The organism is Sphingobacterium faecium (assembly GCF_003054045.1).
GTDB lineage: Bacteria > Bacteroidota > Bacteroidia > Sphingobacteriales > Sphingobacteriaceae > Sphingobacterium > Sphingobacterium faecium.
On the sequence record NZ_QBKH01000003.1, the window covers coordinates 475,749 to 493,017 of the forward strand.

Annotated in this window: 15 protein-coding genes; 13 read left to right on the forward strand and 2 right to left on the reverse strand. The window is 36.9% G+C overall.

Features of this window, described 5'->3' with window-relative positions:
• A complete protein-coding gene (locus C8N37_RS10240) occupies positions 1-651 on the reverse strand; it encodes a rhomboid family intramembrane serine protease (RefSeq protein ID WP_108158821.1) in 651 nt (216 codons plus the stop codon).
• 110 nt (positions 652-761) lie between these two features.
• On the opposite strand from C8N37_RS10240, the gene C8N37_RS10245 reads away from it, so the two are divergent.
• From C8N37_RS10245 to C8N37_RS10285, 10 genes are all read left to right on the forward strand, one after another.
• Positions 762-1,856 (forward strand): HlyD family secretion protein, encoded by a 1,095-nt coding sequence (locus C8N37_RS10245; protein WP_108158822.1) that lies wholly within the window; start codon positions 762-764, stop codon positions 1,854-1,856.
• A 210-nt stretch (positions 1,857-2,066) separates the two neighbouring features.
• Positions 2,067-4,229, forward strand: coding sequence for a peptidase domain-containing ABC transporter (locus tag C8N37_RS10250; protein ID WP_108158823.1), 2,163 nt, complete (start codon positions 2,067-2,069; stop codon positions 4,227-4,229).
• A complete protein-coding gene (locus tag C8N37_RS10255; protein ID WP_108158824.1) occupies positions 4,229-5,572 on the forward strand; it encodes a TolC family protein in 1,344 nt (447 codons plus the stop codon). Before C8N37_RS10250 ends, C8N37_RS10255 begins: the two co-directional genes overlap by 1 nt.
• Positions 5,573-5,582: 10 nt before the next feature.
• On the forward strand, positions 5,583-5,900 hold the full coding sequence (locus tag C8N37_RS10260) for a hypothetical protein (protein ID WP_108158825.1): 318 nt from the start codon (positions 5,583-5,585) through the stop codon (positions 5,898-5,900).
• Positions 5,901-5,991: 91 nt separating this feature from the next.
• Positions 5,992-6,165 (forward strand): hypothetical protein, encoded by a 174-nt coding sequence (locus C8N37_RS22800; protein WP_165905899.1) that lies wholly within the window; start codon positions 5,992-5,994, stop codon positions 6,163-6,165.
• A gap of 11 nt (positions 6,166-6,176) precedes the next feature.
• Positions 6,177-6,359, forward strand: coding sequence for a hypothetical protein (locus C8N37_RS22805; RefSeq protein ID WP_094772394.1), 183 nt, complete (start codon positions 6,177-6,179; stop codon positions 6,357-6,359).
• A gap of 70 nt (positions 6,360-6,429) precedes the next feature.
• A complete protein-coding gene (locus C8N37_RS10270; protein ID WP_170114511.1) occupies positions 6,430-7,056 on the forward strand; it encodes a CPBP family intramembrane glutamic endopeptidase in 627 nt (208 codons plus the stop codon).
• 299 nt (positions 7,057-7,355) lie between these two features.
• Complete coding sequence (locus tag C8N37_RS23275; RefSeq protein WP_394342481.1) at positions 7,356-7,673, forward strand: CPBP family glutamic-type intramembrane protease; 318 nt, start codon at positions 7,356-7,358, stop codon at positions 7,671-7,673.
• A gap of 555 nt (positions 7,674-8,228) precedes the next feature.
• Positions 8,229-9,113, forward strand: coding sequence for an ABC transporter ATP-binding protein (locus tag C8N37_RS10280; protein WP_108158827.1), 885 nt, complete (start codon positions 8,229-8,231; stop codon positions 9,111-9,113).
• Positions 9,106-12,750 carry an ABC transporter permease/M1 family aminopeptidase gene (locus tag C8N37_RS10285; protein ID WP_108158828.1) on the forward strand — a complete coding sequence of 1,215 codons (3,645 nt, stop codon included), beginning with the start codon at positions 9,106-9,108 and terminating at the stop codon, positions 12,748-12,750. The genes C8N37_RS10280 and C8N37_RS10285 overlap by 8 nt, the downstream gene beginning before the upstream one ends.
• 121 nt (positions 12,751-12,871) lie before the next feature.
• Here C8N37_RS10285 and C8N37_RS10290 read toward each other — a convergent pair whose 3' ends face one another.
• A complete protein-coding gene (locus tag C8N37_RS10290) occupies positions 12,872-14,215 on the reverse strand; it encodes a hypothetical protein (protein ID WP_108158829.1) in 1,344 nt (447 codons plus the stop codon).
• A gap of 402 nt (positions 14,216-14,617) precedes the next feature.
• Between C8N37_RS10290 and C8N37_RS22810 the strand changes: the two genes are divergently transcribed.
• From C8N37_RS22810 to C8N37_RS10300, 3 genes are all read left to right on the forward strand, one after another.
• Positions 14,618-14,770, forward strand: coding sequence for a hypothetical protein (locus tag C8N37_RS22810; protein WP_170114513.1), 153 nt, complete (start codon positions 14,618-14,620; stop codon positions 14,768-14,770).
• A gap of 189 nt (positions 14,771-14,959) precedes the next feature.
• The gene (locus C8N37_RS10295; protein WP_108158830.1) at positions 14,960-16,573 is read left to right on the forward strand and encodes a tetratricopeptide repeat-containing sensor histidine kinase; all 1,614 of its coding nucleotides are present in this window, start codon (positions 14,960-14,962) and stop codon (positions 16,571-16,573) included.
• 14 nt (positions 16,574-16,587) lie between these two features.
• Positions 16,588-17,253, forward strand: a complete 666-nt coding sequence (locus tag C8N37_RS10300; RefSeq protein WP_094772400.1) for a response regulator — start codon at positions 16,588-16,590, stop codon at positions 17,251-17,253.
• Positions 17,254-17,269: the final 16 nt, after the last annotated feature.

Consider the following 17,269-nt stretch of genomic DNA (forward strand, 5'->3'; position numbering starts at 1 on the left):
TTAATTAAAGATGTAATTAAAGATTTCTAATACAGATTTGGGTCTAGCTAGTAGTGCTAGTATACCTCCAGTAACATAAGCAGATACATGCAAATATTTATTGATATAACTTTTATTCAATTGAGCTAAAAGTAATAAGATAAGTAATCCACAAACCCAACTTTGCATAGCATTACTTATGAATTGAAAAATACTACTTTTCATGGGTTGTAGAGGGAAATATAATGCAGAGAAACCATAGAGGCCAAAACTTAGACCAGATACCCCTATAGAAGTGAAAAAGAAATCTTTTCTTTTCTGGCAGGTCTGGATCAGATTGGGCAGAGAAATTAGTAGTACAAACAATAGAGGTGTTAATATATACGCCACTAGAGCCCCGTATATCTGTTGGATGTTTCCGAACATATCATACCCCAACCCATAAACGATTAGTGCATTAAATAATAAATGCAACCAATTTCTATGTATAAATGCAGAGGTAAGTAGAGTATGGATACGCTTACCTCTCATTATTTCGTAAGGATGTAAGATTAAGGCGTGAAAATAGGCTTTGTTGTAAAAACCAATGATACTGCTAATTAGTATAATGGGAACGATAATGTACGAGTATGGTGCCTCTTTAAAAGTTGGGAATACGTCGAAAAATTGCATCTACAATTAAAATTATTTTTATTTCAAGATAGTAAAAAAAAATAAAATACAACCTGTAGTTGTGGTGTGGTAAGTTCTTATTTTACAAATTTGAGTACTTAATTGTCATTATGCGAAAAACTAATATTATCTATATCTTATTGCTTATAGCGATTGTTTGCACGCTTACTGCTTTGCCGTTTATACAAGTCCCGATTTCTATCTCTGCTCCTGGAGTGATTAGACCACAAACAGAAAATAGTAAAATCATCTCGCTTGTCAGTGGCCGTGTCGTCGAGAGCCGAATACTTGGGAACAATCAGAAAGTGAAGGCTGGGGATACTTTATTTGTTATTGTTTCGAAAGATTTACAAAATAAATTGGAATTAAATCAGCACCTAGGATCGGAGTATGCGCAGCAGATCGCAGATTTAAAGCTCTTATTGTCCCGAAATTATAAGGGGTTGCATAGTGGGTTGTATCACATGGAGCTCGTCTCCATGCAGCAACGGATGTCTGAAGTGCAATCGCAATTGACATTAGCAAAACGTGAATTGGATCGAAATGAACTTCTGTTTAATCAAGGAATAATAGCACAGGCTGAATTTGATAAAAGCAGGTATTCTTATGAACAATTGGAAAATCAAGTTTCATCTATTGAAAAACAGCAAATGGCACAATGGAGTGCTAAGTTGATTGAATTGAAGCAAAAACATCAATCTACGTCTTCTGAGCGAAATGCTATTCAGATCGATGGTGAAAATTATATCGTCAGAGCGCCATTAACGGGTACAGTGATCAATCTAAAGGGTTTTCAAAAAGGTAGTCAAATTATACAGGGCCAAGATATCTTAGAAATCTCACCGGAAGATAACCTGGTGGCAGAATGTATGGTTCCGGCCAATGCTATTGGTTATATCAAAGATAAGCAAGTTGTCAAATTTCAGATGGATACTTATAATTATAATCAATGGGGTTTCTTAACGGGATCTGTTAAAGACATCGATTATAATCTGGTTTCCGATCAGAAAAATGCTGCATTTTTTAAAGTGCGTTGCCAAATGGATGCTAATTTTCTGAGTTTGCCAAACGGTAACAAAGTCACAGTCGGTAAAGGAAATACTTTTAATGCCCGTTTTTATCTCGTAGACCGTACGCTGTGGCAATTGCTATTCGATCGCGCAGATGATCTTTTTAATCCCAATTTGGGTAGTAAAGAGTCATAGCATTTTTTGTTCGATTGTATCGACATGAGTTGTGATCTGGTAAGCTCTAAAAACGAATAGAAGCAGCCGCTTACTTTATGATCACAAGCTCAATAGCATAGTGTCAACTACTCCAATTCACTAAATAATATATAACATACTAAATCAAATAAAGGGTGCCCATTAATAACATTGGAACTCTTTCATATGATAAAATAGATTAAAATAAAAATGAAGAAATCTCCTGTCCGTGTTAAGCAACATGATATTCGTGATTGTGGGGCTGCTTGTCTGGCGTCTGTTGCAAGTTACTATGGATTAGATATTCCAATAGCAAAGATCAGACAGCATTGTCATACAGATACCCGAGGCACGAATGTATTGGGTATGATCCAGGGATTACAAGAATTTGGATTTACAGCCAAGGGTGTGAAGGGCGCTATAGACGCTATCCCCCAGATTCCACTTCCTGCGATCGCACATGTTGTATTAAATAATCAGTTGCAGCACTATATCGTGATCTATAAAGTTCAGAAAAATCAGATCACCGTAATGGATCCTGGTCCAGGAAAAGTGCAACAATACAGTATGGAGGAGTTTCAGAAGATCTGGACAGGGGTATTAATCCTTTTAGAACCTAATGAGTATTTTAAACAACGGAATGAAAAGACAGGCGTTTATAATCGATTCTGGAACTTGATTAAACCTCATAAATCGATTGTTCTGCAGGCTTTGGTAGGTGCTGTTATTTATACTTTACTTGGATTGTCATCTTCATTTTACATTCAGAAAATAACTGATTATGTATTAGTGGATGGTAATGTGCGTTTGCTTAATTTACTATCTGTAGCCATGTTGGTGATTTTGTTAATTCAATTGATCATCGGTACGCTTAAAAGTGTCATGGTGCTACAAACTGGGCAACGTATAGACCGCTATTTAATCTTAGGCTATTATCAGCATTTGTTGAGTCTTCCACAGCGTTTTTTTGATACGATGAAAGTTGGTGAGATTATCTCTAGAGTCAATGATGCCGTGAAGATCCGGGCATTTATCAATGATGTGGCTATACAGGCTGTTGTCAATGTTTTAATTGTGGTATTCTCATTTGCATTGATGTTTTCCTATTTCTGGAAACTGGCGCTGATTATTTTACTGGTGATACCATTTTATTTCTTTGTCTATTGGTTGAACAACAAATTAAATAAAAAAGTGGAGCGTCGGCTGATGGAGGAAGGTGCTGAACTGGAATCGCATCTGGTTGAATCGCTCAATTCTGTTAAGACGATCAAACAGTTTGGTATGGAGACGTATTTCAATAGTGGTACAGATCAGAAGTTTAGTCACTTATTGAAAACAATTTATTCATCAGTTTTGAATGGTCTTTTCTCAGCGACATCAAGTGAGTTTCTTTCGCGTCTGTTTACCATTATCTTGCTATGGGCTGGATCATATTATGTCATTGACCGAACGATCACGCCAGGAGAGCTACTATCTTTCTATGCATTGATCGGATATTTAACGGGTCCTGTAAGCCAGTTGATAGGTATGAACAAAACATTACAAAATGCACTGATTGCCGCAGATCGTTTATTTGAAATCATGGATCTTGAAAGAGAAGAAAATCAAGGGAAATTGGACTTACCAAGCAGTCAGGTTGGTGATATTGTTTTTGAGAACATCCGTTTTTCCTATGGCTCCCGGGTTGAAGTGTTCAAAGATTTTAGTTGCAGATTTGAAAAGGGCAAGATGACTGCCATTATAGGTGAAAGCGGAAGTGGTAAAACAACATTAGGAGCTCTTATACAGCAATTATATCCTGTCCAATCGGGTAAGATCCATATAGGTCAATACGATCTCCAGTATATTTCTAAACAATCCCTTCGCGAACGCATTGCTGTGGTGCCACAGCAGATAGATCTGTTCTCTGGAAATGTGATCGACAATATAGCCGTGGGAGAGCAGGTTCCAGATTTTCAACGGATGATGGAGGTTGTGAAACAATTGGATCTGATGTCGTTCATTGAAAAGTTACCCTCGGGTTTTGAAACTTATCTGGGAGAGAACGGCTCTATGCTTTCTGGCGGACAACGACAGCGTATTGCTATTGCTCGAGCATTATACCGCAATCCTGATATCTTGATCTTAGACGAAGCAACCTCGGCATTGGATACCGAAACAGAGTTGATTATACAGCGTGCTTTCGACCGATTTAGGGATGCTGGAAAGACGATGCTTGTTATCGCTCATCGATTGAGCACCATAGCAGGAGCTGATACCATTATTGTGATGAAAGATGGACAAATTATAGAACAGGGAAGTCATGACCAGCTGCTATCTACGGAGTCTGCTTATAAAGAGATGTGGAAAAAACAATCTGTAGTGCTAGGATAATGAAAAATATACTACTTATCACTCTTGTATTCATTTTAGGAATAGAAATGACGGTGGCTCAGAAGCAATGGTCTTTGGCAGATTGTGTAACCTATGCAACCGATCATAATTTGCCTATAAAACGCCAAGACATTTTGGTGGCTATCAAAAATCTGGATCAGGAAATGGCTCGACGAGATCGGCTACCTGCAGTAGGTGGATATTTTAATGGATACAGCACATTTGGTCATTCTCAAGATGTCTTTGGGACGATTCGTCGCAACGATAACTTCAATAGCAATGTCGGTATCAATGCGGAGGTAACGCTTTACCAATACAACTACCTGCGCAATCAGGCTAAGAAGGCAACGCTGCAAGCGGAGCAGGAGGAGCTGGAAAAAGGAATTTTAAGAAGAGACTTAACACTTAAAGTAGTACAAAGCTATTTGGAAGTATTGCTTTCCCAAGCTCTAGTACATGCACAAGATTCTGCAATAAACTTTTCTTTGCAATTGCTTGATAAAGCGGAGAAAAGTACTGCAGTCGGAGCAACTGCACCGGCGGTAGTTTTTGAGGCTAAGGCGAACTTAGCCCGGGAGAAACAGCAATTCCAACAATATCATAAAGAAGCGCAACAGGCAAAATTAACTTTAGCTCAATATATGAATTTTACGGATTATCAAAGTTTGATCATATACGATCCACTTTTAGAAACTGAAATTTTTAAAACGGGGATCGTTAAAAGTCAATCGGATCTTATTCAAACCGCCTTTGATAATAATCCCATTCTTGCAAAGCTTGAAAATCAGCTTCTCGGATTGGATGTAGAAACCAAGCTGATCAAAGCGGCAGACTATCCCTTGGTTAGAGGTTCGGCGAGCTTGGGAACAACTTATTTCAATGCTTTTAAATCTCCTGGTGAACGTCCTGTATTTGTTCAGACCAAAGATAATTTTGCTCAACAACTCGCTATAGCAGTCACAGTTCCCATTTTTAATAAAGGGAAAACGAAAAGACAATTGCAACAGATTACATTTCGTAAACAGGAAATCGAGTTATTAAGTGATTATGAAAAATTGCAGCAGGTACAAATTTTAGAAAAACTGAATCTCGACTGGATTGAAAGCAAACAGCAATATGATATTTCGACTGAAGCATTTGCCGCGACAAAGGAATCATTGGAATATTCCAGACTGAGTTTTATGGCCGGTAAAGCCTCCATTTATGATATTAATAACAGTAAAAATAATCTCATCAAATCGGAATCCGATATGATTCGGGCCCGCTATAATACGCTTTTTAGTCTCTTGATGCTGCATTATCAGGTATCGGGGGCTATTAAATTTTCTAATCATATACATTAAATCACAGTTTATGCAACTATTTAAATATATTGAACGGATCAACTTAATGGATCAACTGATCCGTCAAGGAAGAACAGGTACACAAACCGAATTTGCAAATCGTCTTGGACTTTCCGTCTCACGGCTTGCACGTATTATTGAGTATTTGAAAGGGATAGGTGCTCCGCTGGAATATGATCGATCACGAAATACCTATTATTACGAAGAAGAATATTCGATTCAAATCAAGGTTGATATTCAGCAGCTCAATTATCAGCAAATCAGACATATTTCAGCAGGAACTTATTATTTGTCAAAAAATATCTCCAATGCTTTTTTTGAGCATTGAGCAACTGTAATTTAGTATTGTTGATCAACGAAGCAGTTATCCGAAAAGGCTTAGCAATAGAGTAGGAATAGTTTTTTTTATAAACAAAAATATGAATAACTTAGAATTAAAATCAATCGGTGTTCAAGAGTTGGATACTAATGAGATGGTAAATCTTGATGGTGGATGGTTTTGGCCCGCAGCAGCTGCAACATTTTTATATAATATTGTTGGAGATTGGAACGAAAATGTTGAAGCATTTAAAGAGGGGTTTAACGGAAATTAATTTTTTAAATCATGATGACAATGGGAGAATTAAATAAATTAAATGTTTCTACTCTTACTGTAGCAGAAGAGATAGAAATTACTGGTGGCGATGATTTAACAAGAGGTTTTTTTTATTACCTTGGTAGATTTTTTCATGCTCAACAACGGGATTTAGATGGATCAATTGGAGGTCCAACAGCTAATCACGGATAAATATAAATTTTTAATAGGTCATAATCAAAGTTGATTTGATTATGACCTATTATATATAACAAATTTCCTTGTGTACAGTAAAATAGATCTAAAGTATCATTATTTCAAAGAAAACGTAAAGAATTTCTTTTTTGGAAGTGTATTATCGGCTGTTGTACTAACTATATTTTTCGAAATATTTTCAACATTTCGAATTTTTAATGATGTCGCAATCTTACCACAAGTTAACCTCCTATTCGTTTGCCTTTTTGGAGCAATATTTGAAGAATTATTTTTTAGTTACTTTTTATTTAGATTTTTCTCAAGATATTTTAAATTAGGCTTGTCAATTTTTATTACGAGTATAATTTTTGCAACCCTTCATTTAGGAAATGATCATGCTACTTATCTTTCTTTTATATCTCATTTAATAGGAAGTTGGGTGTATATTTTTGCTTTTATCAAAAGTAAAAATATTTTTTTATGTATAGGATTGCATTTTGGGTGGAATTATCTTCAAATATTATATTCCCAACCAATGAGTGGCGTTGTTAAACAGAGTTTTTTTTATGTTTCTCTTCCTGAAAATCCATTTTTATTTGGAGCTGATTACGGTTTAGAAGCAGGTTTATATAGTTTCATTCTTAGATTTATATTGATATCATTGATTTTTTTCTACTATCAATATAGACAGCGTGAATCAAGTCGTCTTCATTAATCTTTTGGCAGCTTCAATGAATTTATTTAGCTAATCTCTTACATCATATTTATTAGATTTAACATCGTACGACGAGGTTTTTTTTATATAGTTTAAGGTTTATTTTTAATTATAATTTTCTAGGATTTTATCTTTTTGCTTTAATGATTTCTCTAATGAAGATACCTCAAAATAAGAATTTTAAATTTTTAATTTTATTTTTCTTTATTCTATTTATTTATACCGTTACCACTTCTTCAATTTCTAATTTGTTTGATCCGTCTCTATTGGAGACTTCTATGAGTAAAGAAAAGAATTTAATGTTCGTGTTTTTTATGTTAGTCGTGGTAGCTCCAATTTTTGAAACCTTAATTTATCAAACAGCAGTTATTGAAATCCTTTTAAAATTTAAAATTAGAATGAGAAGTGCGATAGTCATTTCCGCACTATTATTTGGGCTGTCCCATTCGTACAGTTTTATTTATATTCTTTTGGCAATTGGAACGGGATTCGTATTAGCATATTATTATGCAAGTTTGAGGGAACAGGGGAAGATTAACAAAATTCTGTTTGTCACCATTTTACATGCTCTGATTAATTTGGTTGTATTCATTCATAATCATATTTTTAACTTGTAATTCCTAGTATACTTAACTTATGATCATTTTGAATTTAGGTTTAAATGATCATAAGCATTATTGGTGGACTTTCGATCAGATATCACAAGTTCTCTTGATGATGATATAAACCCAATCACTTTACTTAAAGTGTTAAAAATCATTTTGATATCAAATCAGGTCCGATCTCCAAAACTCGATCTGAAATAGATTAGACCTATTTCTGCAGGTAAGTATTATTTATCAAATAATATTTCCAATGCTTTTTTTGAGCATTGAGCAACTGTAATTTAGCTGTTTATGAGTACCTGTCAAATTTTAGCTTTTTACAATAGACATCAAAAATCCATTTTATGGTCGGTTTTCTTGATACATAATTTATAAAATAGGATATGGACTAGGGGAAATCAGGTATCAGCTATTAAGTCAAATCCAATAGGTTTTATTGAGAAAAAAGAGTATTAAATAAGTCTATATGAAGGTTCGTCAAAAACTTAATTTGAGATATTCTTTTTATATTGTTGTAACAATTTTTTTATTCAATCGACTAATAACCAATCATCAGTTAACTTATTTATGAATTTATCTATAACAAACCTCAGTAAAATCTATCCGAATGGTGTAAAAGCCTTAGATGATGTCACTCTTGAAATTAAACCAGGTATGTTTGGTCTCTTAGGGCCAAATGGAGCTGGTAAATCTTCTTTAATGCGAACTATCGCGACACTTCAAAGACCGGATAGTGGTACAATTACTTTTGACCAGATTGATGTGCTGAAAAATCAGATGGACTTGAGAAAAGTACTGGGCTACCTCCCTCAAGAATTTGGAGTCTATCCCAAACTTTCGGCTGTAGATCTATTACAATATTTTGCTCGTCTTAAAGGTATTTCTTCAGGTGCTGATCGCCAAAAAATCATCAACCGTGTTCTTGAAGTGACCAATCTGTGGGATGTGCGCCATAAAAGTGTTAGTGGATATTCTGGTGGGATGAAACAGCGCTTTGGTATTGCTCAACTGTTATTGAACAATCCCAAATTGATTATTGTGGATGAACCTACTGCCGGACTTGACCCTGCAGAAAGACACCGTTTTCTCAATGTATTGCGCGAGATCGGCACGGATCATACGGTTATATTTTCTACGCATATCGTAGATGATGTACGTGAACTGTGTCATGAAATGGCCATCCTGAATGGAGGGAAGATCTTATTAAGGGGAACTCCGAAAGAAACCATAGATAAACTGTCCGGTAAGATTTGGGTACGTATCATCACCCGGGAACAACTGGATGAGTACACCCAAAAATATAATGTGATATCAACCAACTATAATCAGGATAATACCTTAAATATCCGGGTCTATAGCGATTTATGTCCTGATGAATCTTTTGTTCCTGCTGATGGGCAACTGGAAGATGTTTATTTTGTCGCCCTTAAAAAAGATCAACACCATGTTTAGCACTATTTTTAAATTTGAGTTCACCCGCTGGTTTAAGAATAGTACCATCTATATCTACATGTTGCTGTTCTTTATGCTAGCACTGTTCATCATGCTGTCTGCACTTGGTATCTTTGATGGTATTACCGCGACGACATCTTCCAATACAATCATGAACTCACCTCTGGCGATCAGCGAAATGATCAACGGGATGTCTAATCTCATTTATTTTCTGATCCCAACCATTGTGGGAGCTTCTGTCTATCGGGACTTTCAATACAATGTGCATAGCATTCTTTTTAGCTATCCCTTTACCAAGACTGATTATTTGCTGGGTAAGTTTTTCGGTTCACTTTCAGTAGTCTTAATCATCGTATTGGCTTCTACACTAGGGATTATAGTTGCGCAGTATGTTCCCGGTATTAACCAAAGTTTATTGGGTCCGGTACATGTATTTGCCTATTTTCAGACCTATCTTATTCAGGTCATCCCCAACCTGATAATTTTCAGTTCCATTATTTTTGTATTGGTGACACTGACTAGAAATGTATATGTGGGTTTTGTTGCGGTACTGATTTTACTCCTGCTGCAAGCGGTGGTTCACAGTACTACAGCTGATATGGATAACCGTTACCTCGGTGCATTGATCGATCCATTTGGGGATAGTGCCATTTCCTACTATACACAATATTGGTCTCCAGCAGAAAAAGATATCAGAAATCTTCCTTTTACTGGAGCAGTGATTTATAACAGATTGATCTGGCTATCCGTATCTGCACTTTTTATTGGTGGTTTTTACTTGTTCTTTTCGTTTTCTCAACAAGCTTTTACGTTTAAGACGAGTAAAATTGGTAAACGCGTGACTAAAAATAATTTTGAAAGTATTTTTAGAATGGATCTGCCAGTGGTGAAATATAATTTTTCAGCTTTTCACTATTTTAAGACTTCATGGGCATTGGCGAGATACAACTTCAGTTACATTGTCAAAAATCCTGTATTTATGATTTTGACATTGGTAGGGATCCTCTTTGTTATCTTAATGGCAAGTACCGTCGGTTCTATTTCGGGAACATCGACTTATCCTGTTACTTGGAAAATGCTGATGATACCTGGATCCACATTTAAGTTTTTTCTGTTGATATTGACTTTCCTGTTTACAGGTTTGCTGATTCATCGGGGGAGCATTAGCCGTATGGGGGGATTGATTGATGCGAGTCCTGTCCCGAACTGGGTTTTACTTTTATCAACTTTAATTGCTATTGTCAAAATGCAGCTGGCCTTATTACTGGTTGTTATCGTGACTTGTATGGCCTTTCAGGTATATCATGGGTATTATACTTTTGAGATCGGACAATATGTGATGAATCTCATGGTGTATGGCATGCTGTCCAATATAGCTTGGCTGTTTATCTCTGTGTTTGTCCATACTTTGTTCAAAAACTATCTGACAGGATTTTTTGTGCTCTTGCTCTTGTTTATCGCATTGCCCTTTCTTTCGGCAATGGGAGTGGAACAGAATATTTACAAATTTAATCAAGGACCTGGGATTGATTATTCGGATATGGATGGTTTTGGATATATTTTACCCTTCCTGACCTATCGGTTATACTGGCTCTTATTTTCTATTTTATTCTTAACGGTTTCCTTATTAATGTGGCGTAGGGGAGGGTTTTCTGGTATCAGGGAAAGATGGGAAATCTTTAAGGCCAATTTGAACCCTGTCCCTCTTGCAGTCCTTGCCGTTAGTCTTGTCGGTTTTCTGTCCATAGGTCTGGGGATCTATTATGAAAATAATATCAAAAAGCCTTATTATACCGGATTGGATTATGAAAAGCAGGCGGTCGAATGGGAGAAGAAATATAAAAAATATCAATACCGGCCACAGCCCAGGGTGGTCGATGTTAAATTTAAGATGGATATCTATCCCGGAGAGCGGAGCTTTAAGGCGCAGGTCGCTTACGTATTGAAAAATAAGACCAATACGGCGATTGATTCTATTTTTGTCAACTACAATGATTACGATTATACTTTCTCGTTCAATGTACCCCATACCTTGGTTTCGGAAGATGATAAGTACAATTTTAATATCTATCAACTCCAGCAACCGCTTGCACCGGGGGATTCTATTGTCTTGAACTTCAGCACGAGCAGTCCGCGCAACACGTGGGTCAATGAGCGATCACCTGTTAAAGGTAATGGTACTTTTATCAATAATATGCAGTTTCCAAATATTGGATATTTGGATCAAGGGGAGCTGGTGGATAATGATATTCGTAAGAAATATGGATTGCCACACCGCAATCGTATGGCTCCGCCGACAGATCCGAAAGCCTTGAGAAATAACTATATTTCGAATGATGCAGATTGGATCCGTTTTGAAGCGACGGTGAGTACAGATATGGATCAGCTGGCGATCGCACCTGGCTACCTTACTAAGCAGTGGGAAAAGGATGGACGTAAATATTACCATTATCAAATGGATAAGGAGATCCTCAATTTCTATGCGTTTAATTCTGCGCGCTATGAAGTGAGGAAAGATAGCTGGAATGGCGTGAACCTGGAGGTCTATTATCATCAAGATCACACGTACAACCTGGATCGTATGTTGGCATCTAGCAAAGCCTCTCTAGCTTATTATACCCAAGAATATAGTCCTTATCCACACCGTCAGTTGCGTATTGTGGAATTCCCACGTACCGATGGTACTTTTGCGCAGTCATTTGCCAATACCATTCCTTTTTCAGAAGCCATCGGATTTATAGCTGATGTCAAGGAGAAAAACCAAGATGCGGTAGATTATCCTTATGCGGTCACGGCACATGAAATTGCACATCAATGGTGGGCACATCAGGTTGTCGGCGCCAAAGCACAAGGTGCTACTTTGATGTCGGAGAGTATGTCGGAGTATTCATCGCTTAAAGTGTTGGAGAAACGCTATGGTAAAGGACAGATGCGTAAATTTCTTAAAGATGCATTGGATGGTTACCTGATGGGGAGAAGTGCCGAAAAATTGGGGGAGAGACCGCTTATGTTCAACGAAAACCAGATGTATATCCACTATCAAAAAGGTTCTTTGGTGCTCTATGCCTTGAGCGATTATCTGGGAGAGGAGCTGTTCAATAGGACAGCAAGAACTTATCTGGAGCACACTGCTTTTCAAAATCCCCCTTATACGACATCGTTGGAATTTGTCGAGTACTTTAAGCAAGCGACACCAGATTCATTGCAGTATCTGATCAAGGATATGTTTGAGACCATTACCTTGTACAATAATAAGGTCGAGAAAGTGACCTCTAAAAAATTGAAAAATGGAAAGTATCAGATCGATATCCAATTTGAAGTGGCCAAATACCGAGTGGATGAAAATGGAAATAAAAGTTACCATGACCCAGGAAGCAAATCCATCTCATTCAAAAAATCAGATCAAGAGACCGTACAGTCTTTGCCACTAAGCGATTATATCGAGATCGGAGTTTTTTCTAAAGCGAAAAAGCAGGATGGTAATCCGTCTCCTGAATTGTATCTGAAGAAACATAAGATTGATCAGATCAATAATAAGGTTACACTGGTGGTCGACGGATTGCCTGCTCAGGTAGGTATTGATCCGTATAATAAACTGATCGATATCGACTCCAATGACAATCGGAAAGATATCTGATCATGACCAAAATTTCAGTTGCACAAATCGGTCTATTCATTTTTATGCCGGTTTGAAATCGACTAGTTTACTGTTAAATTAATCATATATGTTTGGTAAAGTCACGTTGAGAAATGTGGCTTTACTTATTTAATAATGTTGGTGGATCACTTCTGAACTTTTTTCGGATACTTGCTTCTGTATGATTTTCATCGGCATAGAGCAAGATGACATAATGGGGTGTCGGTTTTATCGAGTCCTGTACTGCTATGGGAGGGAGAGCTGTTGAATCAGCTGCTGCAACATTTTCGTTCGATGTAGGGTATGAAACCCGATTGGTAGGAATCGTCGATATGGTAGGGTTAGGTGCTGTTATTTTTCTGAAGTAACGGAATTGAGCTTGATTAATAGGCACAATTTCTTTCTGCTCAACATCCCTGGGATAGTCAGCAGTAACATATTGCACTTCAATCCAACACATGCGTAACTTGGAAGTGACGAAATAGGTGGTTATGCAAAATACAATCATACAGAAGGTCAATATCAAGAGATAAAAGAGATGTTTCATTTCGAATTTGAAGGGATCACTTTTTTTTGACTTTGCCGCAACGGCAGGTTGAATCATGGAAAAGCTGTCCTGGGGGAATGGCCAATCTTCTTTTGGATATATGTTGGATGATGATCGTATTTTTTTTTGATGTAGACCTGAGCTACTATTTTTATTAAATCCGTTCTTTTTTGTATATAGATGTTGATGTATTCCAATCCATTTATCTGCTAGCCTAATTTTTTCTGGCTTTATTTCGAAGACCTTTTCTCCCCTATATCTATTTGTAAGGTATCGTCTGGCATGCTGATTTTTAAAATCCGAATTTTGGATTAAGCTATCTCGAATACCCTTTTCATTACTCTTGATGCCTAGTCTTTCCTTAGTCTTTTTTTCTTCGCGATGTTGTTGAATGTCCTGATTCTCATCTACACGATTGTCGATTTCGATCATTCCACCCTCCTTCAGACCAACTGGTTGCCCCGCTATTCTTTCATATGTTTCTTCTGTTTTGATTTTAATATTCTTGTCTTCCTTATGTTCCAGCTGTTCTGGAAGAACTGTATTTTTTTGATGACGTAATTGACGCCATTTATGAAACGGTCTCGGAGAAAATTGTATCAGTATAGCTAATAGCTTGACAATATTCTCATCTGGATTGCTTGTTTTGGCCATTATAAAATTTTTAAGTGGCTTCAATTTATCCAATTCAAAACGACGAATGCCCGTTTCAAGATCAGCATACTTATTCGTAGGATTAAAGAAATCTTGAAATACTTGGATATCTTCTTTCGACAATCCATTCGCATACAATTTGAGGCTTAAATTCCTCAAATTGCCTGGGGTCGGATGCTCTAATCGAGTATCCAACTCATGGTGCAAAAGCATGTCTCTATAGGTTCCAATAACCTCTTTTTTAAATTCTTCAAATTCAAACATTGTTCAAAATTAAACCAACGATATGGTCTGATTTTACGGAAAACCGTAAAATTCAAGATCATTTAAGAGCTTTTTCCGAATGGAATAATCGGAATTTTTGGAATTGTTGCGGAATATAAGGAAATGTCGGAATGAGTTGGTAATTAGATTTTTAAGTGCTATAAATTTGATTTCGAAATCAGTTGATCGATCAACTAGTCCTTTCTAGGAAAGTGACGAATAGATTTTGAACGAGTACCTATTGCGGTAGTTTTTAACCGGTTTGGGAAGCAGTTATAAGCTCCCGCGATAGCAACTCACAGACTTCCCAAAAAATTCAGAAGGCCTTCTGAAAACATTGTAGTAACCCCGAGCACGAAGCTCGCGGGACTACCAGGTTTTTGACTTTTAATTTTTTGAAACATGTGGTATTTCATTTTAGCACTTTTATTTGGTACCCCATCAAATGGTACTAGCAATCAGGATGAGACTGTGGCTTCGGCACAAAGTGAGGTTAATATTCCTGGTGATGACTCTGGTTATGGTGGTGGTCCAGGGACTGTTCGTCCTAAATAATATCTAAATATTATAAAGTTTAAATAAGGCAACAGGTATGTTGCCTTATTTTGTTTTTTAAGCTTGAGTTGTTTTTCCAGTAAAATTTCGATATTTTAGAACAAAATAGCTGCCTTCTTGAAACGCTTTAGTTTATATTTATACGTCACCATCTTTATTTCTTGTAGGCAGGAGCCTTTTCAAAAAGAGATGCCTATTGTTAATACGGCCTATGAAAAAGCTTTTGACTATGTCGATAGCGGAAAAGCAGATAGTGCATTTTATTTTTTTGATGCTGCGAAACAAGTGTTTTTAGAAAAAGGGGATAGTTTAAGTGTTGCAAAGTGTCTCATTAATATGTCCATAACCCAACAAGAGCAAGGTGATTATTATGGAGCACAGGAAACAGCACTACAAGCTGTTCCTTTTTTGAATCCACGTAAAGCTGGTCACTTAACTTTTCTAAGTATGAATTTTAATGCACTTGGATTGGCTTCTTATTATCTTAAAGACTACCCGCGATCCATTTTATTTTATGAACAAGCAATTCATTATTCGGGTGATCCACAAAACACATTGGTTTATCGAAATAACTTAGCAGTTAGCCTTCTTGATAGTAAAAAATATAGAGAGGCTCAAAAAATATATACCAATATAATCAACGGAATTCACAAAAATCCTGCGGAATATGCGCGTGTATTAGCAAATCTCGCTCGCATCAAATGGAAACAAGATCCAACTTATCCGGCTATTCACGAATTTCTAATCTCACTGAAAATTAGAGAAAAAGAAAAGGATTTTTGGGGTCAAAATGCAAGTTTAGGATATATTACAGATTATTATGAAAATCATAAACCGGATTCGGCTTTGATATTTGCTAAAAGATGGTACCACGTCGCAAAAAAAATCTCAAGTCCGAATGATCAAATTTTTGCATTGAAAAAGTTAATTAAGTTAAGTCTCAGCGATTCTTCTAAATATTATTTTGAAATTTATAATACTCTAAACGATAGTCTACAGCAAGCTCGGCTTGCTGCAAAAAATCAGTTTACCATGATTCGTTATGAAGTGGAAAAGAATAAAGCGGATAATTTAAGCCTCCAAAAAGATAATGCCGAGAAAGCTTATAATATCAGTCGCCAGCGTATGTGGACGGCAGGAATTTCCATATTTTCTTTGATTGTGATTATTGGGGGAATATTTTGGTACAAAAGACGTAAAGAGCGTCTTCAGCTGGAAGCTCAAAATAGAATTAAAGCCAATCAGCTTAATATCTCCAGAAAAATTCATGATGTGGTAGCCAATGGACTGTATCGCGTAATGACGGAGATTGAAAATAGGGAGGATATCGATCGGGATGGTATACTTGACCGATTGGAAATGATGTACGAGAAATCACGTGATATCTCCTACGAAACCGAAGTAACGAAACCAGAACAACAGGATTATCATACCCAAATCGCAGAATTGCTTAAATCTTTTGTGACCGAAAACCGCAAAGTGATTATCGCAGGTAATGATGCCGAACAATGGGAGCGTATCCATGCCGATAGCAAAGAGCAGATCCATCATGTCCTGCAGGAATTGATGGTGAATATGCGCAAACATAGTCAAGCAACAAATGTGGTCATACGCTTTGATTGGGATGCTGATGTATTACGTATTTATTACAGCGATAATGGAATCGGGATGTCCGATACGCAGGTCAAAGGCAATGGTCTCACCAGTACGGGAAACCGTATTTTCAATTTAAATGGCAAGATTACCTTTGTAACTCAAGCAGAAAAGGGATTAAAAATTGAAATTTCGATGCCTATTCTATAAAAGATGTAAAATGTATGTTTAAAAAAGTACTCATAGCCGAAGATCACGAAATAGCTAATATTTCGGTTCAAAAAACTCTTCAAGAACTTGGAATTCAAGAGGCTAAATATGTTTATTATTGTGATGATGCATGGACTTGGATTAAAAATGCGTTAAGAGATGGTGTACCTTATGATCTGTTGATCACAGATCTTATTTTTGAAGCGGATCACAACCCTCAACGTTTAACGGGTGGTATTGAACTCATCCAGGCGGTCAAAGTTTTGCAGCCGAGTTTGAAAATAATTGTTTTGTCTGCTGAAAGTCGCACTGCGGTCATTGATGAACTGTTTAAAAATCGAGCGATTAACGGCTATGTCCGTAAAGCAAGACGAGATGCACAATATCTCAAAGAGGCACTTCATGCTGCACAGCAGGATAAATCGTATCAGTCTCCTGAAATTAAACAGTCGATTCGCGAAAAGAATTCTCACGAATTCAGTACCCTGGATATCCATATTATTTCCCTATTGTCACAAGGCGTACGCCAAAAAGAGATTCCACTCTATTTGCAACAGCAGCAGGTCAAACCCTCGGGATTGAGCAGTGTGGAGAAGCGCCTCAGCTTGATGAAAGAGGTATTGGAATTTTCAAAAAATGAACAGCTTATTGCCTATTCGAAAGACATCGGGCTCATCTAATCGATCGATAGTAGGT